General features: G+C 41.8%; 20 protein-coding genes and 1 pseudogene. 3 read left to right on the top strand and 18 right to left on the bottom strand.

Going from position 1 to position 23,502, the window contains the following annotated elements; all coding sequences use genetic code 11:
* Window positions 1-16 precede the first annotated feature (16 nt).
* From LJD61_RS05785 to LJD61_RS05755, 7 genes are all read right to left on the bottom strand, one after another.
* Window positions 17-1,681 (bottom strand): M20/M25/M40 family metallo-hydrolase, encoded by a 1,665-nt coding sequence (locus LJD61_RS05785; RefSeq protein ID WP_255226571.1) that lies wholly within the window; start codon window positions 1,679-1,681, stop codon window positions 17-19.
* Window positions 1,682-1,792: 111 nt separating this feature from the next.
* Window positions 1,793-2,065 (bottom strand): Veg family protein, encoded by a 273-nt coding sequence (locus LJD61_RS05780; protein WP_255226570.1) that lies wholly within the window; start codon window positions 2,063-2,065, stop codon window positions 1,793-1,795.
* 206 nt (window positions 2,066-2,271) lie between these two features.
* A complete protein-coding gene (locus LJD61_RS05775) occupies window positions 2,272-2,739 on the bottom strand; it encodes a (2Fe-2S)-binding protein (protein WP_255226569.1) in 468 nt (155 codons plus the stop codon).
* A complete protein-coding gene (locus LJD61_RS05770) occupies window positions 2,729-3,598 on the bottom strand; it encodes an FAD binding domain-containing protein (RefSeq protein ID WP_255226568.1) in 870 nt (289 codons plus the stop codon). The genes LJD61_RS05775 and LJD61_RS05770 overlap by 11 nt, the downstream gene beginning before the upstream one ends.
* A gap of 1 nt (window position 3,599) precedes the next feature.
* Entirely contained in the window at window positions 3,600-5,912 is a 2,313-nt protein-coding gene (locus tag LJD61_RS05765) for a xanthine dehydrogenase family protein molybdopterin-binding subunit (RefSeq protein ID WP_255226567.1), read from the bottom strand.
* 115 nt (window positions 5,913-6,027) lie between these two features.
* On the bottom strand, window positions 6,028-7,263 hold the full coding sequence (locus tag LJD61_RS05760) for an amidohydrolase family protein (protein WP_255226566.1): 1,236 nt from the start codon (window positions 7,261-7,263) through the stop codon (window positions 6,028-6,030).
* A gap of 336 nt (window positions 7,264-7,599) precedes the next feature.
* Window positions 7,600-8,361, bottom strand: coding sequence for an IclR family transcriptional regulator (locus LJD61_RS05755; protein ID WP_255226565.1), 762 nt, complete (start codon window positions 8,359-8,361; stop codon window positions 7,600-7,602).
* Between the two features lie 376 nt (window positions 8,362-8,737).
* Between LJD61_RS05755 and codB (LJD61_RS05750) the strand changes: the two genes are divergently transcribed.
* On the top strand, window positions 8,738-10,045 hold the full coding sequence (gene codB / locus LJD61_RS05750; protein WP_255226564.1) for a cytosine permease: 1,308 nt from the start codon (window positions 8,738-8,740) through the stop codon (window positions 10,043-10,045).
* Between the two features lie 455 nt (window positions 10,046-10,500).
* Entirely contained in the window at window positions 10,501-11,796 is a 1,296-nt protein-coding gene (gene codB, locus LJD61_RS05745; RefSeq protein WP_255226563.1) for a cytosine permease, read from the top strand.
* Between the two features lie 62 nt (window positions 11,797-11,858).
* Here the strand turns inward: codB (LJD61_RS05745) and LJD61_RS05740 are convergent, their stop codons facing one another.
* The 3 genes from LJD61_RS05740 to LJD61_RS05730 form a co-directional block, all read right to left on the bottom strand.
* Window positions 11,859-13,250: an N-acetylmuramoyl-L-alanine amidase gene (locus tag LJD61_RS05740; RefSeq protein WP_255226562.1), complete on the bottom strand. Its 1,392-nt coding sequence runs from the start codon at window positions 13,248-13,250 to the stop codon at window positions 11,859-11,861.
* Window positions 13,240-14,109: a sporulation peptidase YabG gene (yabG, locus tag LJD61_RS05735; protein ID WP_255226691.1), complete on the bottom strand. Its 870-nt coding sequence runs from the start codon at window positions 14,107-14,109 to the stop codon at window positions 13,240-13,242. The genes LJD61_RS05740 and yabG overlap by 11 nt, the downstream gene beginning before the upstream one ends.
* Window positions 14,110-14,197: 88 nt before the next feature.
* Window positions 14,198-15,190: a CotS family spore coat protein gene (locus tag LJD61_RS05730; protein WP_255226561.1), complete on the bottom strand. Its 993-nt coding sequence runs from the start codon at window positions 15,188-15,190 to the stop codon at window positions 14,198-14,200.
* A gap of 359 nt (window positions 15,191-15,549) precedes the next feature.
* Between LJD61_RS05730 and LJD61_RS05725 the strand changes: the two genes are divergently transcribed.
* Window positions 15,550-16,671 (top strand): glycosyltransferase family 4 protein, encoded by a 1,122-nt coding sequence (locus tag LJD61_RS05725; protein WP_255226560.1) that lies wholly within the window; start codon window positions 15,550-15,552, stop codon window positions 16,669-16,671.
* A gap of 108 nt (window positions 16,672-16,779) precedes the next feature.
* Here LJD61_RS05725 and LJD61_RS05720 read toward each other — a convergent pair.
* The 8 genes and pseudogenes from LJD61_RS05720 to LJD61_RS05685 form a co-directional block, all read right to left on the bottom strand.
* Window positions 16,780-16,992: pseudogene (locus LJD61_RS05720) on the bottom strand (helix-turn-helix transcriptional regulator); the annotation flags it as partial.
* Window positions 16,914-17,150 carry a hypothetical protein gene (locus tag LJD61_RS05715; RefSeq protein ID WP_255226559.1) on the bottom strand — a complete coding sequence of 79 codons (237 nt, stop codon included), beginning with the start codon at window positions 17,148-17,150 and terminating at the stop codon, window positions 16,914-16,916. The gene LJD61_RS05715 and the pseudogene LJD61_RS05720, both read right to left, overlap by 79 nt.
* Complete coding sequence (locus LJD61_RS05710) at window positions 17,147-17,566, bottom strand: hypothetical protein (protein WP_255226558.1); 420 nt, start codon at window positions 17,564-17,566, stop codon at window positions 17,147-17,149. The genes LJD61_RS05715 and LJD61_RS05710 overlap by 4 nt, the downstream gene beginning before the upstream one ends.
* Before the next feature lie 90 nt (window positions 17,567-17,656).
* Window positions 17,657-17,869, bottom strand: a complete 213-nt coding sequence (locus tag LJD61_RS05705; protein ID WP_255226557.1) for a hypothetical protein — start codon at window positions 17,867-17,869, stop codon at window positions 17,657-17,659.
* Complete coding sequence (locus tag LJD61_RS05700; protein ID WP_255226556.1) at window positions 17,862-19,037, bottom strand: ArsA family ATPase; 1,176 nt, start codon at window positions 19,035-19,037, stop codon at window positions 17,862-17,864. The genes LJD61_RS05705 and LJD61_RS05700 overlap by 8 nt, the downstream gene beginning before the upstream one ends.
* A gap of 169 nt (window positions 19,038-19,206) precedes the next feature.
* Window positions 19,207-19,689: a MarR family winged helix-turn-helix transcriptional regulator gene (locus tag LJD61_RS05695; RefSeq protein WP_255226555.1), complete on the bottom strand. Its 483-nt coding sequence runs from the start codon at window positions 19,687-19,689 to the stop codon at window positions 19,207-19,209.
* A gap of 123 nt (window positions 19,690-19,812) precedes the next feature.
* The gene (locus LJD61_RS05690; RefSeq protein WP_255226554.1) at window positions 19,813-21,105 is read right to left on the bottom strand and encodes an efflux RND transporter periplasmic adaptor subunit; all 1,293 of its coding nucleotides are present in this window, start codon (window positions 21,103-21,105) and stop codon (window positions 19,813-19,815) included.
* Window positions 21,106-21,132: 27 nt separating this feature from the next.
* Window positions 21,133-23,499: an ABC transporter permease gene (locus LJD61_RS05685; RefSeq protein ID WP_255226553.1), complete on the bottom strand. Its 2,367-nt coding sequence runs from the start codon at window positions 23,497-23,499 to the stop codon at window positions 21,133-21,135.
* Window positions 23,500-23,502: the final 3 nt, after the last annotated feature.

Below are 23,502 nucleotides of genomic sequence, written 5' to 3'. Positions count from 1 at the left end.
AGCATCAATAATTCCTCTACCATTCCAGCAATAAAGATATCACATAGTGCAGTATCCTGGGGGTCTTATAAAACAGATCTTCCTTCAGCACTCTTTCCGTAAGCTTGTGTAAATCCTTACCCCAGGGACCGATGTTGAGGCAAGGCATGGATATGTTTTGAATCTTATCCAAGGGAATGCTGTATAAAGTTCCGTAAAGAGGCATATTACCTTCCAGACTATGGGCTACAGCATCCGCATTTTCTATATAGGTATAGCTCAAATCGGAAATGCCCGTAAAATAATTTTCCTTTATATAGGGCTGTCCAAAGCTCTCCAGAGAAAAATCCCTGATTTTCCGGGAAAGATTCTTGCATCTATCCTCTAAATTTTTAATATTCATATTTGATACATTCGGGTAATATGGGGGAGCAAGACCGATAACAATCCTTGGAGCCAGATCATTTATATAATTATATATCTCTTCAACCAAATAAAAATTTACATCAGCTATAGAGCTTTCTCCGGCTTTGACCTTTCTCTCCGCTTCCTCCAGAATGGATTTATAATCCTTTAAAAACTTGCCGCCATAGTTATCATAAGCTTCATCATAAAGCTCTTTATATGTAACAACCTTTGCCTCCCATGGCAGCATGGCAAAGCTTTTATTTTTTCTTTCAGCAAATATTTTATATTTCACGTTCATATCTTCTATCAATTCAGCAAAAGCTTCATGGCATATTTCCTTTATTTTTTTCAAAACTTCAGAGGGCTCCTTGTTTAGGGTGAGCACGCTCAAATAGCCATACGCACTAAGGGGCATGGATACATCATAGTGGGTTTTGCTGTCCCTGATGCTAAGCCAGGTAGGAGGAGGAGAAGCTTCGCCCGATATGGAATCGGATAACTCGAGATTGAGATTTGTTTTATTGATGATGAGCGCTAAAAGGCTCACGGGATTGAAGCCCTCAAATACTTTTCCTGCGTGGGACAAAGAACCGCGGACGTAAATAAAAGGCATCAGCTTTCCCACAGAGCCTTCATAAATTATGCCGGTATCTTTATCAATCCTTTGGTGCGGTTCAGAATTTATGGTTATCACATAATGGAGATGAAAATTCTGCTTCAGGTTGTCCAATAATTCGACAGCGCTGCGCATGCCTGCCGAGATATTTTCTTCATCGGGTACGGATAGGAATAGTATATTGCCTTTTAAGTTTTTCGTTGATGAGTATCTTTTTAGCAGTGAAAGCTGGATCGAGGCTCCCGCTTTCATATCCGCGGTGCCCCTACCGAATATGTATTGCCCGCTCTCAAGATCTTCTCGAACTTCAGCAGAAAATTTGCCTCTTATTTTTTGGAGCTCAACCTCCAATTCTCCGGGCGAATAGGCATAGTCCTTGAGTGTTTTGAAATCTTCAATATCCACCACATCATTATGGTTTATAAGCACTATTGTATCGGCTCCATAGCCTTTTACAAGTCCCCAGGAGACGGATCTATTCAAGCTGTCTCCTTTTATAGGATAAGTGCCGTAGTGCTCTTTATTATTCTTAAAATACTCCAGCTGTTCGAAAAAATTCATAAAAAAATATTCCATCTTCTTTTCATGAGCCGTGTTAGTATCGCTGCGGATTTTTACCATTGGATAAAATATGTCTTCTATTTCCTTTTTGATATCTATCGGTATTTCATAAGGCATGTTAGCCCTTCTTCCAATCAAAAATTATAGTTTCATTATATTATATATTGCAGATCATATTCAATATATGGCCGTTCAAAAAAATAAAAGACTCCTGCTGGAGTCGTTTATTTACATACATCCTATTTTCATATTGTCCTTGTGAAGGAAAACTTCAATCGAATTAGTAAGAATGTCGCAATAACTATAGGAAACCGCTCTGCCTGCGTCTTCGGTAACATCACCATCTATTCGAACCACGAATATGCTAGGATAAGTTTTTTCAATGATTCCTTCCCTAACAGATATTCTCTTTCGACCCTTATTGGCTTTAAGCACCACTCTTTCCCCTACATGTATGTCAACGTTCCTTTTGATGAGGGATAGGCTGTTTTTTGAGGCCATAAAAAAATCACCTTCCTTCCCAACATCTAATATTTTATCATATATTATATGATGTGTCAAATTGGGGGAAAATATTATATCAGAAGGTCTATTCTAAAGTCAAACATAATCTTTCTTGAATTTTGGAGCATAGCCGTATAAAACGCAAAATAGGACAAAAGAAGCCAGGTCTTTTGTCCTATTCTATCTTATTCAGTTTTATACCATTATTTATTCTTTTCGATTGCTATTTCTACAGCCTTGCTGATGGATTTATAGCCTGTGCATCTGCATAGATGTCCGCCTAATGCATCCATTATGTCCTTATCGCTGGGATTTGATTTTTTGTCCAGCAGCGCTTTGCCCGCCATAAGCATGCCCGGCGTACAGAAGCCGCATTGAGCAGCTCCGGTCTCTATGAAGCTTTGCTGCAACGGGTGGAGCTTATCCTTTTCCGATAATCCTTCAACCGTGGTTATATCAGCGCCGTCTGCTTCAACAGCCAGTATGAGGCAGGCTCTTACCGGGTCTCCGTCCATTATGACAGTGCAGGCCCCGCATTCGCCGTTTTCACAGCCTGTCTTTGTTCCCGTATATCCAATCTCATCCCTTATAAACTGCAGGAGAGTCATGCCTGTCTCTACTTCCTCCAGATACAGCTGACCGTTTATTTTTACTTTTATGCTATGCTTCACAGAAGGCACCCCCATTCATTTCAGATAAGGCTTTTTTGATTAGCACAGCTACCATTTTCTTTTTGTATTCGGGCTCGGCTCTCAGGCTTCCCTTTCTCGGGTTTACGTCCTTTAATATTTCATTTATTGCTTCTTCAAGGAGCTCATCGGTCAACTTCTTGCCGGCTAATATCGCTTCTCCCTTTCTTCCTCTTGCAACTGTAGGCATCACCGCACCCAGAGCTATCCTTATATCGCTTTTGCCTTCTATGCCCGGGCTTTCGGTATATACTGCCACGCTTACTCCCGAAAGGTCCATACCTTTTACCCTTGTTCTTCTGAAGTATTTGCTCTTAGAGCCTTCCTTCGCTTTAGGAAGGATTACTCCCTTCAATATCTCGCCTTTTTTCAGATCCACCTTGCCCGGTCCCAAAAGGATGGATTCCAGGCTTGCTGTTCTTTCACCGGTCTTAGAGGCTATTATTACCTTAGCATCATAGAGCAGAAGTCCGGGCACCGAATCCGCACTGGGCGAGCCGTTGCAGATGTTGCCTCCTATTGTTGCCCTGTAGCGGATTTCCAGGCAGCCTATAGAGCCTCCTCCCTCTACCAATGCTGTATAAGGAGCTATCAGGGGATGCTCTACTGCTTTTTGAACAGGCTCCAAGGCACCGATCCAGATACCTTCAGGAATCTCCCTTATGCCCTTTAATTCTTTAAGACCTTTAAGATCCACCAGAAGCTGAGGGTGGAGCTTTTCCTCTCTGAGGTTTACAACCACATCCGTACCTCCGGCTAAGGCTACCGTTCCTTCCTTTCCCAACAGTGGGAAGGCTTCTTCCAAGGTTTTCGGTTTTATATATTCAACATTAGGTATCATATTATTCTCCCCCTTCCAATGCCTTGAGGATTTTTTCCGCAGTTACGGGAAGCTCATAGAAGTCCTTGCCTGTAGCATCATATACGGCATTTAAAATCGCCGGTGCTACCGATACAGTGCCATGTTCTCCGAGTCCCTTTGCTCCGTACGGGCCTGATTCCTCCGGGGTCTGAACAAAGTCTATCAATATTTCATCAGGCATATCTTCTATTCCCATTATCTTATAGTCTACCAGATTGTTATTTCTTATTTTCCCCTTGTCTTCGGAGAATACCAGACCTTCCGTCAGGCTTGAGCCCAATACCATGGTCATTGCACCCAGAACCTGATCTCGAGCCATTTGGGGATTGATTATTGTGCCTGCATCTATGGTATTCAGAAGCCTGTATAGATGGACCTCTCCCGTGGTTTTATCTATGCCCAGCTCAACTCCTACAGAGCCGAAGGTCCAGTCGGCGGCTGCATTTCCTTGTCCTGTCTCAGGATCCGGATTCTGTACGCCTTTTGCCACGAAGTGGCCCTCACCCATTACAGGGGTTGTAAGTGCAGAGCCGTCCGGATTCTTATAGCCCAGGGCTAAATCGCTCCATTTCAGGATCTTACCATTGTAAATAAGCTTATCTTCATCCAATGTGATGTTCTCAGCTTTTGTACCAAACACTGTTGCCGCCGATTCTTTCAGCTTTCTTTTTAGATCTTCTGCGGCAAGAAGTATGGCATTGCCTGTGCCCCAGGTGCCGTGGCTGGCAACTGTTTGCCATTCGTAGGGCGATATCAGAGTATCAACCTTATTTGTCACATTAACTTTTTCAAAAGGTATATTTAAAGCTTCAGCAGTGATTTGCGCTAAAGTAGTATAAGTTCCCTGTCCCATTTCTATTGCGCCTGTAGCAAGAGTTACAGTCCCGTCGGAATTGAGCTTTATGAGAACACTGGATTGCACGTTGCTTGGCATGCAGGGAGTTTTCATATAGGCTGTGAAGCCTCTTCCCACCAGTATATTCTCACCCTTATCCGGCTTAGGATTTTTATATAGCTCCTCAGCCACCTTTTGTGCGCAAAGAACAACATTGCCGTTGTGATGCTTCATCACCTGGCCTATTCCATTGACCTTGCCTTCTCCCAAAAGATTCTTGAGCCTGAATTCTACAGGATCCATACCTATCTTTTGAGCTGCCTTTTCAAGCAGTCTTTCTACAGCCAGATGCACTTCCGGATGTCCATAACCTCTTGAAGCTCCGATAGGAGGAACATTGGTATATACACCATATACATCCAGCTTGAGGTTCGGCACCTCGTAAGGCCCTGTTCCCGCAAGTCCCATGCCGGTGACCACGTTTACGGCATATTCTGCGTTTCCGCCGCTGCCGAGATAGCTTTCGCCTGTCATGCCCAGTATTTTTCCCTCTTTGGAAACTGCCACCTTATATTTGCAGTAGCCTCCTCTTCCCAGGTTAGTTCCTATAAACATTTCCTCTCTGGTGAGCAGCAATCTTACGAATCTCCCTGGCACAGCCTTTGCCAAACAAGAGACAAGAGCCTCAATGGTTATGTCTGATTTGCCTCCAAAGCCTCCGCCTATATAAGGAGCTATTACCTGGATCTTGCTCAGGGGAAGCTCATGAAGTTCTCTGATGCAGTTTTGAACTACGAAAGGAGCCTGGGTAGTCGAATACATTGTCATGGAGCCGTCTAAATTATACTGAGCTACTGCGCAGTGGGGCTCCAGCTGAACATGGTGGATATATGGAAACCATGTTTCTCCTTCTACTACTGCATCCGCATTTTTAAAGGCTTCTTCCACTTCTCCTTTTCTGATCTTAAAATGCTGGTATATGTTTTTGCCAACCGGGTTTACATAAGGTGCAACTCGATATTCCATGAGCTTTTCATGAATGATAGGCGCCCCTTCTGCTATCGCATCCTTGGGATATATCGCGAAGGGCAGGGGCTCATAATCGACTTTTACAAGCTTCAAGGCTTCATGGGCAACTCTCTCGCTGACAGCTACCGCCACAGCTACCGGTTCCCCGGCGAACCTAACCTTGCCTTTTGCAATGGGATATTGATCGGCGATAGCGCCTCCAAAAGGACCCGGTACATCCTCTCCTGTCAATACAGCAAATACCCCCGGTTGTTTTAATGCCTCACTTATGTCTATACCCTTGATGTTCGCGTGGGCATAAGGTGAACGAAGCACCTTGGCATGAAGCATCCCGGGGAATTTCATGTCTGCTACAAATATGGCCCTTCCTGTAGTTTTTTCTACTCCGTCGTTTCTGGTGCAATTTTTGCCTATAGACCTAAATGTCATTTCTTCACCTCCAAAATTTGTACAAAAGCACATCGCTTCAAATAAAATATGGGGACGGAAAACACTGATTAAATCCGTGTTTTCCGTTCCATTACTTTCATTTATCGCATTCTTTTTATATAGTTAATTCCCTTTTGTATTCATTTTTAGCTATAACTTTTCCGCCTTTGATCACATATAATCTTGACGGTTGAAGTCTTATTGCATCATTTATTGTCAGAGCATCAAGTATGACTATGTCTGCATCTTTGCCTTCTTCCAGGCCGTAGTTTTCCAGCCTCAATATCTTGGCTGCATCACAGGTTATCATGTCAAACACCTTCTCGATTTCATGAGGCAGAGTCATTTGGGCTGCGTGCGCCGTTACCAATGCAACCTGAAGCATGTCTGCGCTTCCGAAAGGATAGAAGGTATCCTTGACGCAATCCTGCCCAAAGCTTACTGTCACGCCTGCTGCCAGAAGTTCTTTCACTCTGGTGATACCGCGCCTTATGGGCTGCTTATCGTTCCTGCCCTGGAGAACCAAGTTTGTTACCGGGTTTGTGATCATGTTGATGCCTGCTTTTTTGACCTTTTCTATAACATAGCCGGCATAGTGATCGTCATAGGCTGCAAGAGCACAGGTATGGCCTGCTGTAACCCTTCCCTGCCAGCCTCTTTTTATCGTCTCATCTGCAAGGATTTCCAAAGTTCTGTAGAATGGATCATCGGTTTCATCAACGTGCATATCAACATCTGCATTGTATTTCTCTGCTATATCAAAGCATATCTCTACGTGTTTTCTGCTGTCGTCCGGCGTATTTTCATTGGCAGGCATACCGCCTACAATGTCCGCTCCCATCCCCATAGCTTCCCACATAAGCTTTTCGCAGCCCGGATCCTTGATTATTCCCTCCTGGGGGAAAGCTATAGTTTCGATATCCATTATGTCTTTAAACTTATTCTTGGCAGCTATTACGCCTTCTAATGGCTTTAGTCCGCCTATCGTGTCCACATCCACGTGGGTCCTCATCCTTGTGGTACCGTTTAAAACGCCTCTTCTAATAACATCTCCGGCTCTTTCCACAATATCCTCTATGGTGTATCTGGCTTTTTTGTCCCAGATGATCTCTATGGCTTCCTTCAAGGTGCCTGTAACATTAGGTCTTACTACCTCAACAATATTGACCTTATCCAGATGTATATGCGGATCAATAAATGATGGCACCGTAAGTTTTCCGTTTGCGTCTATTTCCTCTGCAGCCTTTGCTTCCAAATGGTTGGCTATGGCTTTGATCTTTCCTTTTTCTACACCTATATCCCATAAGCCTTCTTTATTTCTGAGCTTTGCATTTCGGATAATTAGATCCAATTTTTTAACCTCCATTTCATTATATGAAATTTATATATTACATCGCGAAATATTATTTTTTATATTCTATACCGATTAAAAAAAATCCTGCTTTAATCTATAAATATTTTATTAAAAAATCCCTTATCGGCAAAACCAATAAGGGATTTTTAACACTGAACTAACCCGCCCTAAGTCCCCCGCCTCTATAGGCGGCGGGTGCCAAAGGGCGGCTAAGTCCAGTATGGACTCGACTAACATTCAGTGGGGGTTGAATCCCCCACTGAATGAAGTCTCGTTCAATATCGCTTAGGAATACCCTAGCATTCCTGAGTTCTGAGTTCTGAATCCTGAGCCCTAATAGAATACTCCTTCCATTATTTCCGTAATTCTATTAGAAGCATTGATCAATGCTTTTGATATGAGATCAATTTTTTCTTTATCTATTCTCACACTGGGTGCAATTGTAGACAAGGCACATATGACTCTTCCGTTATGATCAATTACAGGGACTCCTATAGCAGTGATCATATCTTCAAATTCCTCAATCTCCAAAGTATAGCCTCTTACCCTTGAGTCTTCCAGTTCCTTTGAAAGCCTCTCCAGGTCCTTTGAGGTATTAGGAAGATATTTTTTAAGATCTTCGGGCCTCAAATTTACTAAAAAAGCTTTACCTGCAGCAGTGCTGGTAAGAGGAATCCTTCTTCCTATCTTAAGAAATGCCCTGAGAGTATATTTGGATTCACAACCCGTTATGCATACTGCTTCATTATCATCTCTGATAAACAGATTCGTCGTTTCCCCCGTTTCCTGCACACACTCCTCAAGTATAGGAGTCACCCTGGAGAAATAATTTTCCGGTTTTCTTCCTCCCAGCCATGCAAAAAATATCTCCGGACCGATATCGTATTTTCTGGTGATCTTATTTTGGCTTACAAAGCCTTCTTCCATCAAAGTCTTCAACAAATGATGAACGGTGCTTACATTATAGCCCAATGCTTTTTCTATGTCTGAAAGATTTACCTCATCATCTGCATCTATTATATATTTAAGTATCTTCAAGCTTTTTTGCACAGATTTTATCAACCCGCTGCCTCCGTTGCCAGCTTTGTTTGTCATCGATTTTTCTCCTCTCATCAACAATATTAAACGAAACTTCATTCGTTGTGCCGGCACATTTCTATTGCTAAAACTGCATAGCCCTCTGCAATGCAAATCAGCATAAGCGGTCACAACAAGCTTATCTGCACCATGCGTACCGATCTATCTGAGCGGTTGAATTCTTAGTCACGAATTACCATTTCACAGACTGAAAAGAATTACATCATTACTATACTATCATAAATATTCAATAAAAGTTAATCAATATATGCAGTAAAATATTATAAAAATTTTTCACAAAAAAAGAGGAAATTTTACGAAAATATAGAATATATAAATTAATTTCATATCCCACAAATATACTTTCATATTATGAAAACGAGGAGGTTTAATGATGGGTGAAAACAAAAATCAGAATCAAAACCATGATAAGGATTATCCATTAGATCATGTGCCTCAAAGCGCTAGAGTCGGCCTTCTTTCTCTCTCAGCCGTTTTGTTAGGACTAACCTTCTTCAGCCCTACAATGGTTGCAGGCGGGCAAGTAGCTGCCTCATTCGGTCTGAACAAATTCATGACTGCCATGATTCTGGGAAACTTGGTCCTTGGTCTCTATGTTGCAATTATGTCTGTTATCGGTACTAAAACAGGTTTGACTTCAGTTCTATTATCTCGTTATACTCTTGGAACTGGCGGTTCCAAATGGGCCAGCTTCTTGCTGGGCGGCACGCAGCTGGGCTGGTACGCCGTTTCTGCCGCATATGTTGCAGAAATTTTTGTAAAGGCTCTCAACATGCCCAACTCATATATATTCTGGGCCATATTCTGGTGCGTAGTAATGGGAATTACCGCTGTATACGGCTTCAAAGCTATGGAGATAGTATCTTATATAGCTATACCGCTGATACTGATACTTACCGTTTGGGTACCGGTATTAGGTGTCCAAAAAGCAGGTTCTTGGGCAGCTTTAGCTGCAATAGCACCTTCAGGAGAGCCAATGGCTATGACCACAGCTCTTACAATCATAGTGGGCACTTTTGCATCGGCAGGTACACAGGTCACCAACTGGTCCAGATTTGCCAAGAATGCAAAAGTCAGCTTCATAGCAGCTTTGCTGGCCTTCTTCTTCGGCAACGGCCTTATGGTATTTGCCGGCGGCATGGGAGCGATAGCTTTTCAGCAGCCCGACATGGTTGAAGTATTCATGCAGATGGGTATCGTTTTCTTTGCCATGATAATATTGACGATCAATATCTGGACTACCAACGATGCGGCGGCATACGCCTTCGGTGTGGCAGGCTCAGAATTTTTCAACAAGAGCGACAAGAAGCCTTTTATAATAGGGGGTGTTGCCATAGCAACAGTCCTTGCAATAACAGGAGCATATAACTTCCTTATACCCTTTTTGGTCGCACTCGGAATATTCATCCCTCCACTTGGCGGTACCATCATAGGCGATTATATCTTCACATGGAAGAGGAATATACCGAACATGAAAGATGTGGAGTTTAAAAGTGTCAGAATTTCCAACATAGTTGCTTATTTATTAGGAACTCTCGCCGCTTATTTAGGAAACAAATTCGGCATAGGCGTTCCTCCTCTCCAGGGCATCATTGTAGCAGCACTTATGGTCCCTGTTATGAATGCAGTAATAAAGAATGACAACCACAAGGTTAAGGGTAATAGCACGATTCAAGCATAATCAAGTTTCGATAAGCAATGGCAAATCAAACTGCCATTGCTTTTTTATTGCTCGTTGATCGAGGCTTCATAAGCAATAGCATCCATGTATAGTCACGTATAGTATATACATGGATGCTATTTTACTATAGCGGAATATATAAATGGTATGCATATCCGTGTACAGATATGCATACCATTCTACTTATAGCTGCTGTATCGGCAAATGCGGCTTCCATTAGAAGCCTTCCCAGAAACTTGAAAGTTTATCACTGAACTAACATTCAGTGGGGGTTGAATCCCCCTCTGAATGAAGTCTCGTTCAAATTGCAAGGCAAATTTATATTTTTTATGGGTTAAAAAAATGATAAAAATTTATGTTGGAAAAAAGGATATTTTAAAAAAATATAGAATATATATATCAATTTCATATTAATAAATCATAGTTTCATATGACGAAATTTAGGAGGTTTAATGATGGGACAAAACAAAAACCAAAACCAGGATCAAAACATCGACAAGGATTATCCATTAGACCACGTGCCTCAAAGCGCTAGAGTCGGCCTTCTTCCTCTCTCAGCCGTTTTGTTAGGACTAACCTTCTTTAGCCCTACAATGGTTGCAGGCGGGCAAGTAGCTGCCTCATTCGGTCTGAACAAATTCTTGCAGGCTATGGTTATAGGGAATCTGATTCTTGGTCTCTATGTAGCAATTATGTCTGTTATCGGTACAAAATCAGGTTTGACTTCGGTTCTTCTCTCTCGTTATACCCTTGGAACAGCAGGTTCTAAATGGGCCAGCTTTTTATTGGGAGGAACCCAGCTGGGCTGGTACGCTGTTTCTGCCGCATATGTTGCAGAGATATTTGTTAAAGCTCTCAATATGCCTAATTCCTTTATATTTTGGACATTGTTCTGGTGTATAGTCATGGGCATAACTGCAGTATACGGGTTTAAAGCTATGGAAATAGTATCCTATATTGCAATACCTCTCATACTCATACTTACTATATGGACACCCATCCTCGGTATTCAAAAAGCAGGTTCCTGGGCAGCCCTAGCTGCAATAGCACCCTCAGGAGAGCCAATGGCTATGACCACAGCCCTTACAATCATAGTGGGCACCTTTGCATCAGCCGGTACACAGGTAGCTAACTGGTCCAGATTTGCGAAGAGTGCAAAAGTCAGCTTCATAGCAGCATTGCTGGCCTTTTTCTTCGGCAACGGCCTTATGATATTTGCCGGCGGTATCGGTGCTATAGCTTTCCAGCTTCCTGATATAGTAGAAGTATTTATGCAGATGGGCATCGTTTTCTTTGCTTTAGTAATATTGACAATCAATATCTGGACTACCAACGATGCAGCAGCATATGCCTTTGGTGTGGCAGGATCAGAATTTTTCAACAAGAGCGACAAGAAGCCTTTTATAATAGGGGGTGTTGCCATAGCAACAGTCCTTGCAGTAACAGGAGTATACAACTTCTTCATACCCTTTTTGGTTGCGCTTGGAATATTTATTCCTCCGCTCGGCGGTACCATCATAGGCGATTACCTTTTCGTTTGGAAGGGAAATATTCCAAATATAAATAAGGTCGAGTTCAAGTCCGTTCGAGTGGCTAACCTTGCTGCTTACCTCATCGGAACACTTGTTGCTTATTTGACCAACAAGTTCGGTATAGGCATTCCTCCTCTCCAGGGCATTATTGCGGCAGCTCTTATGGTTCCGGTTATGAATGCAGTAATGAAGAATGATAATCACAAGGTTAATGCATAGATAAAAAAATTCAGTGGTCCTGCCACTGAATTTTTTTATTGCCTCTGGTTTTTGGCTATTAACTATTTGCCCATTTGCCCATAATACCTTATTATGCCTCTCTCAATAGCCCTTGCTGCTTTTCTCCTCATATCCGGGTCAGCAAGCTTCTTTTCATCCTCCGGATTTGTGATATACAGTATATTCAGCTGGAGGGTGCTGCATTTGACCTCTTTGAGGATATAAAGATCTGCCGTCCTCAAGCCCCTGTTTCTGCATTTCATCTCCGGGCTGATTTCTTCCAGGATCATACTGCCCAGCTTAGCAGCCTCTTTATCTTCTCTATAATGGTAAGCTTCAGTGCCTGAGGCACTTCCGTTGGGAAAAACGCTTTGACAGATAGATATGAAAAAGTCAGGCTTCATCCCGTTTGCAATCTCAGCCCGTTCTGAGAGATTAATATGCTTCTTCCCTGTTCTGGTGAGAAAAACCTTGGCTCCAGCCTCTTTCAGCAGCATTTCTAACTCCAGCACTATTTTCAGGTTTGCCTCACCCTCCCTGAGACCTCCGGGGCCTTTGCCTTCATAGCTGTCATCCTCTCCGGAAGCCGCATCCAATGCAATTGTCTTGCCCTTCAAGGGCTTATCTTCTTCCGGCATCTCCATCTCTTCAAGCTTTATGCCTGTATAATAATAGTACAAAATGTCTTCATAGCTCATTCCTCTTCTGGCCATTTCTTCGGCTCCGGTGATGCAAAGGCCCAGACCATGGCCGATCCCTATGCAGCTTATGAGGAATCGTACAGGCATATAGTTGAATCTGGTGGAGTTCAGGCCTAATCTTTCTACTATCTCAGTGCCTTTAAAAAACTTGCCTCCTATGTTCAAAGACTTTATTCTGCCTTGTTCATCTATATCCAGGTTCTCAAAAATACCCTTTATATCATAGTAGACATCTTTAGGCTTTTCGATCTTGATATTTAAAAGCCTCTCCAGCTCCTCAAGGGAGAAAAACTTATCCTTCCCTTCATCATCAACCGTGCGGCAGTATTCGCAGAAAACCTTCCTAAGGTAAGTGATACGGTTTCCTATCACATTTTCCGAATTTTCCGTAGCCCCGCCGCATCTGTAGTGGCAGTATGGCTTTATAGGCTTTCCGTCAAAGGTTATGATCAGGTTTCCTGTGTCCCTTACCGCCGCCCTTACCCTTTCACTGATGTTGATCTTAGGCAGACCCAATTCAAGGCAGTGGCCGGGCTCGGTGCAAAGCTCGCAGCCTTTGTGCTTTTCACAGCCGGACCCGCCATATATATGAAGCTTTCTCGCCAGCTCCGTCCTGGCAATGATCGCAAAGCATTTTGCAGCTTCCTGATGAGAGGTTTCCTTGATATTGAAAGCAGCCATCCTGCCTATCAATTCCCACATGGGGACGGAATACTCTGTAGAGCTTTCCCAATCAAATATATTACATTGCATTTCCGTCTCCCCCCTGCTTATATTTATAGCGGGGTTTTGGAGCACCGTCTCTATATTTGCCTCTGGTCTGAAGCCCTCCTATTCCGTTTATTCCCGATACGGTGATTTGGGAAATCTCCTCGGAGGATACTATCTTGTCTATAGGAGCTAAAGCCACCTTTGAACATGCTTTAACAGGATCCAATGCGTGTATCAATATCCTATCGGGAGAGCTGGCAAAGTTTGCTCCAGCCTCAAGGATCGCCTCATAATGAGATTGGCAGGCGCCGGCAATGATCACAAGCTCATCCAAAGAAGGCTGAAACATCCTAGCTTCCTTTACAGATTGTATAAAGCTGCTTGAATTTCTGTAGCTGTTAATATCCGATAAGTCCTTGCTATCCTTGAGTAAGCCGTCATGTCCCGTTACAACTAAAATATCCGGCTTCACTTCTTTTAACAGCTCTTTAATATGCTTCGGCTGTTCTTCTTCTCTCAACTCATATCCAAAGGCCTCTATGCCCATATTTTCATATTCATTCAAACAAAGCTTCAGATATTCACCATCACCATCCAAATGAAGAACCCGGCCAGGCTTCTTAAACACATTGGCTTCTTGTCTCTCTTGACTTCCCCTTTTTTTGTTTGTCTTGCTTTTGCCGGATTCACTGATCTTCCTTGCAAAAACTTCTCTATCTCTGTCTACATCTTCTTCGGACATGGGTATCAAATCTGCTTCCGGCGAATCTGCCAGGAGCCTTACGTTCACGCCCTTCAGTAGAACAGTTTTACCCTTATCCCTGTTTTCTACTATATTGCACACTTTGAAAACTACATCGCAGCCATAGGATTTTCTTCCCACAATATCACCAGGCTTAATCACCACTGCGCCATCACCCCTAAACTATTGGAAGTTATACTATATACTATGTAGTCCCTATATATGGGGTGACAGGAGTTTTTTTGACTCATGTTATTATATTTCTAAAATCATTTACAAAATCCATCATGAATGCTTTATCATCCACCGTCTCATAATATTTTTTGATGAACTTTTTCTTGGACCACTCTCTTTTCCCACTGTAGTACCTCTCCGTGATCCGCCAAAACCTCTGAGGGAATTCCGACAGGGATAATATCAACAGTAGTTCGTCATCAGTGATAGGCTTTACCATGTCATAATCTGTCAGCATATCCATGGCTATATCTATATCAAAGGAGAACCTGCGCATCACCCTCTGCATGACCGCAGCCACATCATAGCAGGACAGCTCGTGGCAGCTGTAGTCAAAGTCTATTATGTCCACTCTGCCCTGCTTCCCTATTATAATGTTGTGGTATGTATAATCATGATGGCATATGGGCTTTAACGCCTCCGCCGCTTTGCACAGCTCTTTGTATCTAGAGCTTTTCAATGTATCATAGGCTCTCCAGGCCATCTCTACGAAGAAATCAACATCTTCTAAAAACATTTTATCGAATTCATCCTTGTCCTTCTTTTGAATCACAGCTTTTTTCGAATCCAGCATATTGTTTATTCTCTTTGTATAGTTGTTCTCCCACTTTCCTATATCGTTTCTCTCTGCTGCACCTACCGGGGTTATGTATCCCTGCCCGTATATATGCAATTGAGCAAGGGTTCTCATGGCCGCAGAACGGTCATAAGGATTTGAGAAGCTGCATTCTCTTCCCGATATAAAATCCTCCATGATGAATATTCTTCCTTCATCAGCGACAAAAGGCAGCCCTTGATTGGAAATCAAAAATCTGTCCAGATTATGAAAGCCCCTCCTATATATATATTCTTTCATACCATGTATATATAGAAGCTTCTCTGGATCTTTTTTTGATTCTTTGATAATCTTGATCCCCTTGTCCGTATAAGCCATGTATACTCCTCTTAAGGGCTTTATCCCTTTAACCTTTATGTTAAATCTTGATGCAATAGCTTCAATATCCATATAAACCTCCTTAGAATAGAGCTCAGAATTCAGAGCTCAGGGTGAATGTATTCCTTTCAGGTCTTTTAAATAAAGTTTTGCATTAGAATCATCCTTTAATAATATGACTATATGCCCTCCATTATTAACAAATTACCTATAATTTCTAACAAGTTATGCACAGGCTATCCACATATTGTGAATAAGCCAAAAGCCCTAGAAGGAAATTCTTATGTATTGAGGCTCAATAGTTTGTCTTTGTTAACAAGCTGTGGATAATTTAAGCCAAATTTTTAAAATCATAGCAATAAAATCTAAAATATTCATATGATAAAGTAGTTATTCATTCACTAGAAGATTTAGGAGGTGACCAAACCTAAATGATAATAGGTATAGACGGCAGAGCTGCATTTTGGTACCGCGGAACGGGTATCGGCACTTATGTATACCAGCTCATCAACAAGCAAAGCCAATTAGACAGATATAATCATTATTATGTTTTAATACCCCAGGAATCTGAATACAGCTTTATTTGGGGAGATAATTTTCACAAAACACCTGTGGATAACCTCAGAAAGGATAAGTTCTGGGAAGAGCTTCAGATAACGGAGGTGCTCCTGGATAGAAGGGTGGACTTATATCATATACCTCAGAACGGCATAGGCATGCCCAAAAAGAAGATATGTCCCTTTGTTGTTACCCTTCATGACGTAATACCGATAACTATGCCTGAGACAGTCGGGCCCTATTATTGCAAGAAGTTTTTGGATAGCATCCCCGAAATATTGGAGAATAGTGATGCAATACTTACAGTATCCGAGTTTTCAAAGGCTGACATCTGCAGAGAGCTGGGCATACCAGGTGACAAGGTATTTGTAAGCAGATTAGCGGCAGAGGATATTTATACTCCAATAAATAAAAATGCGGCAAAGGCTTACATAAAGCAGAAATATGGCATTGAGGACGAATTCTTCCTGTATGTGGGTGGATTTAATCCCAGAAAAAACATACAATCCTTGCTTTTAGCCTATGCTCATATTAAAGAAAAGCTGAAAAAGAACTATAAGGTTGTGATTTTAGGCAAAGCCGGGCGTTCCTATGAGGATTTGGTCAAGCTTTGCGATGAGCTGAAGATCAGTGACTGCTGCATATTCACAGGCTTCATACCTGTGAATGATATGCCGTGGTTTTACAGTGCCGCTTCTGTTTTTGTTTACCCTTCATTGTACGAAGGCTTTGGCCTCCCTGTAGTAGAGTCGATGGCCTGCGGAACTCCCGTAATAACCTCAAACATAACTTCATTGCCCGAAGTAGCCGGAGAAGGGGCTATCACAGTCTCTCCAAAGGATTATGAAGCTATCGGTTCTAATCTGCTGCGCCTGATTGAGGACGAGGAGCTATATGCAGATATGAGCAGAAGAGCACTGGAGAGAGCGGCTATGTATTCCTGGGATAAAACAGTGAAGGAAACGTTGGAGGTATATAGGAGGGTTAGTCTGTAGATACTAGATTCCGGCCGCTGGCCTTGAGCATGACTCTGAAGCTATTAAGCGCAGAACTTAAATTCGGGGGAAAGCCGGATCTGACATCATACCGGAACCTCCCCCCGGTCAAGCAAAATTTTTTCTATATTTGCCAGGGGACATGCCTATCAATTCTTTGAAAGCAGCGGCAAATTTGCTTGGATTATTGTAGCCTACCCTGCCCGCAATGGTCGTAATATTATCCTTGGTCTTGCGCAGCATCAAAGCCGCAGCATGCATACGGTAGGAACGCATGTATGCATAGACGGAGGTCCCATAAATAGCTTTGAAAAGCAGCTTTGCATATGAAAATCATTGTACATCAAATCAATACCGGGAAACACCTTGTACAAGGTCAAGATACCTTCTCCTGCCAGATCTTTCATTCTATAAACGGTACAATCTTCTTCTCTCTTTATCATATTCACATTATTGCCATAAAATATATTCTCTTTCATGGAGCTTCGTAGTAATCAGTAACTATTAGTCTGCTGCCACTGAATTCCACCGTAATTGTAACGGGAATGTTCCAGCTTCCACCAACAAGTTCGTTGCTATCATCATAAATCTCATATGTATACCAGTAGGTTGCCTTGCCTCCAGTGATCCAATGGCACGCCAATGGAAAGAGCAGTCTGTTTATCTCTTTGACGGAAGTATTTCCCTGAGAAGAAATTAAATATCCGTTACGATAACACATTTTTCTATATATCTCATCAGAAACCATATCTGCATAGGTGTTGTCGCCGCCATATGTAGCATAGCTACCTTTTACCATTGCAAAAACTTTTGCCCCGATATATACGGACTCGCAAATATATAGGAGAAATAGGACTGCCAAGCATAGCAGAATCATTTTCTTGCCCTTTTTCAAAGCAAAACCTCCTTAATACTTTACATAAAAAATTTCAAATCTATCAGTGATAAAAAAATATGATATCTTAATTATATCCTAATACAGGCTTTATTCTATATCGATTTTATCAAGCTTATTGGATTTTTTTGAGTTTAAGGTATTCTTTTCATTCATAGCTTTGCAGCCTTCCTCAATTCCTTCCATAATAATTCTGCTGAAACTTCTGATTTCTTCGGCTGCTTTGGGAGGCATTGAATTCACTATCGCATTTGCCGCATTCAGCTTGTATTTTATAAGTTCTTTTATCAATGCTTCATTCATTCTTTTCACCTCCGAACCATATCTTAAGTTTCTCCTCCTCAAATTTTGCTTTTCTTATGCTGAGATCCAGCAAAGTCCTGGGGAGTGTTATGTTCCTTTTGATGCTTCCCGCTTTTATTATCAACTGGTCTCCCTTTTGATTGAGTGAAAGATCCTCTTTATCTATAAAAGGCATCTCAATCGTCATCACATAATCCTCTCCGTCCTTATCTACCCTCTGGGCCCTCCCATTGAATTTTATTGTAGTGGGGTCTTCGCCCTTAAATATTTCTCCGGCCATTCTATGAAGCATCTTTATCCCCAAAACTTCGGTTTCAAAGAGCGGCGCATAGTATATAGGTATTGGCTCGAAGCTTTGGATTATCTCATCCTTATACTTCCTCTGTATATCCTTCCATACCTTAAAGTAATCATCTTGAACGTTCTCTGGGATCACTCTGTTTACCACTATGGCGTCTACATTAAAATCATATATATTCAGATAAGTAAAGCTTCGCTGCGCCTCTTTTATAACCATCTTCTCCGGATTGACTACTATTCTGATGCTTGTAACGGCCCTGTCGGAAAAAATCTTCTTCATCTCGTCCAGCTGATAATACATGTTGTCGATCTCGTCCAATACCTGGCCGGAGGGCATGGGAATCTTCAACAGGGATTCTGCGACAGGCCCTGCAATCTTAATAGCCTTTTTCTTGATGGGGAAAAGCTTTTCCATCCACCATCTGAGCATTTCAGGGAAGCTTAGCAGTGCCAGCGTTTCCCCTGTTGGTGCACAATCGATGATGATCACATCAAACCTTTCTTCCTTATAATATTTCAGCACCCTGAGGAGGCTGAGCAAATCCTCCATACCGGGGAAAACAGTCAACTCCTCAGTTGTTATATCCTTAACAGCTTTGGAGGTGAAAAGCTCTGTGAAATATTTCTGTACCTTGCCCCAGCCTTCTTCTACCTCATGTATGGCGTCTATCTCCTGTGCCCAAAGCCTTTCATTGATTTTTACCGGCTCGCTGCCCAGTTTCACATCAAAGGAATCTCCCAGGCTGTGAGCGGGATCAGTGCTGACAACCAACGTCTTATTCCCCTGCTCTGCGCTTTTCACTGCTGTTGCTGCGGCTATACTGGTCTTTCCCACTCCGCCTTTTCCTGTATATAATATTATTCTCATAGGTTCAGCCTCCTTTTTTAATCAGCAATATTGAATAAGAATTCACCTGTATAGCTTGAGCTGCTTCCACAAACTATCAGCCATCAGATGATATAGTTATATATTCCTTTTTACGAATATTTCGAGATGCGAACTATTTGGTTTTTTAAAAGCCCATTTCCATGGGCAGCTATTCAATGCTTATTTTTTTGATATCATTCTTCTGCTCTGCAGAGTCATTGAAACTCAATCCCCTCTGCAGCTTGTTCATTATCTTCATCGCTATATGGGCCATAGATTGTTTCTCTTCCTCTGTAAGATCCTGCAGTATCATATTCAGGTATTTGCAGATCAAGTCTTTGAGATTCTTTACCAGGTTAGAGCCCTCCTCCGTGAGTTTGAGCACCACTATTCTTCTGTCGGCCTCGCTTCTTTCTCTCGCTATATATCCCTTCTTCACAAGCCTGTCGACTATTCCCGTGGCTGTGCTCATTGGAACATTAATGTACTCCACTAATTCCGTCATTGTTACCTCACTGCTTTTATATAGGAGCAGCATGGCAAAAATCTCGAATTTTGAAAATTTCAGATCCAGCTCAATCCATTCTTCAGGAAAGAATAGCTTTTTCAGATTTTCTATTAATAGATCAACTATATCCTCTAGATCAAACATTAATTCATCCTCCGAATACTTCGTATATCGAAATATATTGATTTAATGATAATCCTATAAAGCTATTTTGTCAATAGCAATATTCCCTTGAGCACAGCAGTTTGCTAAGCTGATATGTCAGCATTATGATTTCTGCTTTACTCTTCTCCCCGGCTTGAGTCCGCTTTCAGGGTCAACAACAACTTTTTCACCTTCATCGAGGCCGGAAAGTACTTCTATGAAATCATCATTCTCAATACCACATTCTATGGTTCTAAGCTCCAGCTTATTGTTTTGCACAATGAACACTGAGTCTTTTCCATCCAAATCAAAAACTGATTTATCAGGTATATATATGCTGTCTGCTTTTTGTTTAGTTATAATATCTACATCCAGCGTATATCCGGGTTTAAGCTTAAGAGCGGTATTGTCAAATCCTATCCTCACCTCAACTCTTTGCTGTTCCACTCCCAGGGTCGACAATCTGTTCTCTGCTTTAGGCGCTATAAAATATACCTCTCCCCGTATCTCTTTATCACCCAAAACATCGCCGGACATAATGGCTTCCTGTCCTTCTTTTATTTTGCTTATATCATCAACCAAAACGTCAACCTTAATATATGCGGAGCCATAGTCACCAATCTCGTACAGCAAGGTACCAGGCTGAACGGCCTGACCTTTTTTTACATATTTGCCGAATACGATGCCATTTATAGGAGAGTAAATACTTGCCTTACCCTTATTGTTCACAAGCTCATCCAGTTCAGCTTTAGCTGCAGCGGAATTTGATTCCAGAGCATGAATATCATCTTGGGACACTCCCTGATTCAATATATCCAGACTATACTGAGCTATATGCACAGCTTGTTCAGCCTTGATGAGCTCCCCTTCTGAAGCAGCCAGGATTGCTCCGGCGTCTTTTATATCCTTTTCTGCAGCACCTCCGTTATCGTACAATACTTTAAGCTTTTCACAGCTATCCTGCTTGTTTTTGTAATCCTGCAAGGCTGCTTCCATAACCGCCTGTGCTTGCTTTAATTCCGCCTCAGCCATCTTCACATGCTCAGGCTTTATACTGCTCCTGAGGCTTTGAAGCTGTGCATTGGAAGCATTGTACATGGCTTCCGCTTTTCTTATTGCATAATTTATATCCTCTGCAGAAAGCCTCAGAAGCACCGAACCCTCCTTAACCATATCTCCTTCTTCCGCATTGATTTCATCAATGAAGCCTTGCAGTTTGCCATATACTTCGGCGCTATTTTCCACCTCCACTTTACCTTGCAATTCTATAATCTCTTTCAAGTTCCCTTTCCGTACAGCTTCAATCCTTACCTCTGCTGCGTTCATGCCGATAACGGCAATCACTGCAATTATTCCTGCAGAAGAAATGAACAGCCATTTTAGAATATTTCTTTTATTAGTAATCTTATTCGGCATATATATACCCCCTAAAATAGCATTAGCTCAGCTTTCTCTATTTTTCAGCACTTCCACCATATCCAGGCCGGATACGTTATTCTTGTTGGCATTTAGTGCAAGAACTGTGAATACAAAAACACTCAGGCAGGTTATTGAATATGTTCTTGGACTGATTATAACTTCAAGTGCAAACAGCTCATTACTGAACAGTTGAGCCAGAAAATTGCACATGACTCTTCCAAACAGCATGCCGGGAATGAGCGATATGATACCTACCATCATGTTTTCTCTGAATATTATGCTTTCTATCTCTCTCTCCGTATACCCTAATACTTTGAGGGAAGCCAGCTCCCTTCTTCTTTCCATAATATTTATAACCGTTGTATTAAAAATAATAGAAAAGCCCATAATTGTGCCAAAGAAAATCATAAAGCCTACAAAAGTATACATTAGATCCAAGAACTCCGTAAAATCATTGTATCCGTCTACTCTTGAATCCACCGTTTCTACACCGGGCATATCAAAAAGCTCCTTTAAAATTGCTTCTTTGTCCCCGGCCTTTACACTCATAAGTGCACCTGTGGCAAATATTCCTTCTTCTGTAAGCCTTCCAAGCTCTTCTATATTCATATAGCAGTTAAACCCTGCATATTGCTTGACTACTCCTGCAACCTGAATGTCCTTCTCCTGTATACTTTTCAAGTGCAGCTTAACTTTTACAGTATCACCGGTCTTGATGTCCAGCTTTTCAGCTATGGAGTGCGCTACCAGCAAGCCGCTTTCCGGCACCTTTGCCGGTGCTTCTGTATCATCTATGAGATGACAGAAGCTGTTTTCTTTCATAATACCAACTGCAATGCTGTCTTCTTTCTTCCAGCCGTTATTTATGTCAATAGGTATCTCCAGAATCGGTTCCACCTTACGCACACCTTCTAAGTTCTGCAGTTCAAGAGCATCATAGTAAGAGGAAGGCCGGGAAAACATAACTTTATAATCTTGTTTTTGAAATACAAAAAAACTTTGATGCAGTATATACTTTATGCTGTCCATGGAGAAGAGGGATACCATGAAAAACATAATTGTTGCCATCATTCCGGCAACAGTGAATAACGTCCTTGTGCGGCTTCTGAATATATTTCTTATACTCATCTTCCATCCGAAATGCAGTCTTTTCCACATGAAGCTCACTTTCTCAAGCAAGATGCGCTTTCCAATTTTAGGAGCTTCCGACCTCATTGCCTCCGCAGGCTCTATGCTAAGCACCCGTTTGGCAGAGCCGTAGCCTGCCAGCAAACAGAAGCTTACACTTAAGAGCACCCCAATAATCAACAGATTCCAGTATATTTTTATCTCCATCACAGGAATACTAAATATCTGATTATAGATACGGGTCAATCTGGTGCCTATAAAAATACCGGTAAAAACACCGGGTATGGCTCCAACCAATGCAATCAATAGAGAGTACAGTATATAATGGAGGAGTATCCTTGAGTTTGTATATCCTATTGCTTTCATCACTCCTATGAGAGTCCTTTGATTGCTTATTATTCTTCTTTGCATTATATAAATAATTGTAGCCGCCACCGTGAGAAAGAGTGCCGGAAACATAAACGCAATTTTCTCCAGTTCGGACAACTCGTTGTCCACCATTGCACAACTCAGCTGATCCTTTCTTTTCATTCCGGCAATAAAGCCGTAAGGTTTAAGGGCATCCTCCAGCTTGTCTATGACCGGCTCTGCCTCTACCCCCTCTTTAAATACAACATGGACCTCATTATACATATTTCCCATGCCCAATATGCTTGCCGCTGCAGATTCCTTTATGTATACAACGCCGAATCTCTCCGGGGACGGAGATACCTCTGTGGAGGATTTCATTGCATATATAAATTCCGGACTATCTACAACACCATCAACGTTGAACTCATAGATTTTAAAATTGATTATTGCCTTTACTTTACTGCCCTTTCCCAATCTATAAAAATCTGCAAATTTTCTATTTACCAGGCAGGAGTTTTGATCATTTTTATTAAAATAGCCTCCCGACTTAAAAACCAATTTGTTTATGGAGGGCTGGGCCTCATCCGGCAGAGAAATGAGCCTTATAGTAACTCTTTTGTCATTTCCCATATCAGCTCCCACGTCTATAGAAATCCTTCCAATTGCATACCTTAATCCTTTTTCATCTTTTACTTGGCTTATCCCTGCCGAAGAAATGTTTTGTACCTTAGCATAATAGTCTAAAAAGCTATATTTCTCATAATATCCTTCAACAGAGTTCTTGAGATTCTGGTATGACATATAGGAGGCTGAAAACATGGCTATTCCTGCAAACACTACCGCTGCAGCAGCGATAAACTGTCCTTTTGATTTCATTATTTCCCTCAAGAGCATCCTATTAAGCTTTTTCATGAA

It is taken from the genome of Lutispora saccharofermentans (assembly GCF_024363565.1).
Taxonomy (GTDB): domain Bacteria; phylum Bacillota; class Clostridia; order Lutisporales; family Lutisporaceae; genus Lutispora; species Lutispora saccharofermentans.
The sequence above is the reverse complement of the archived record's forward strand: the minus strand, read 5'-3'. Positions and strand labels throughout refer to the sequence as shown.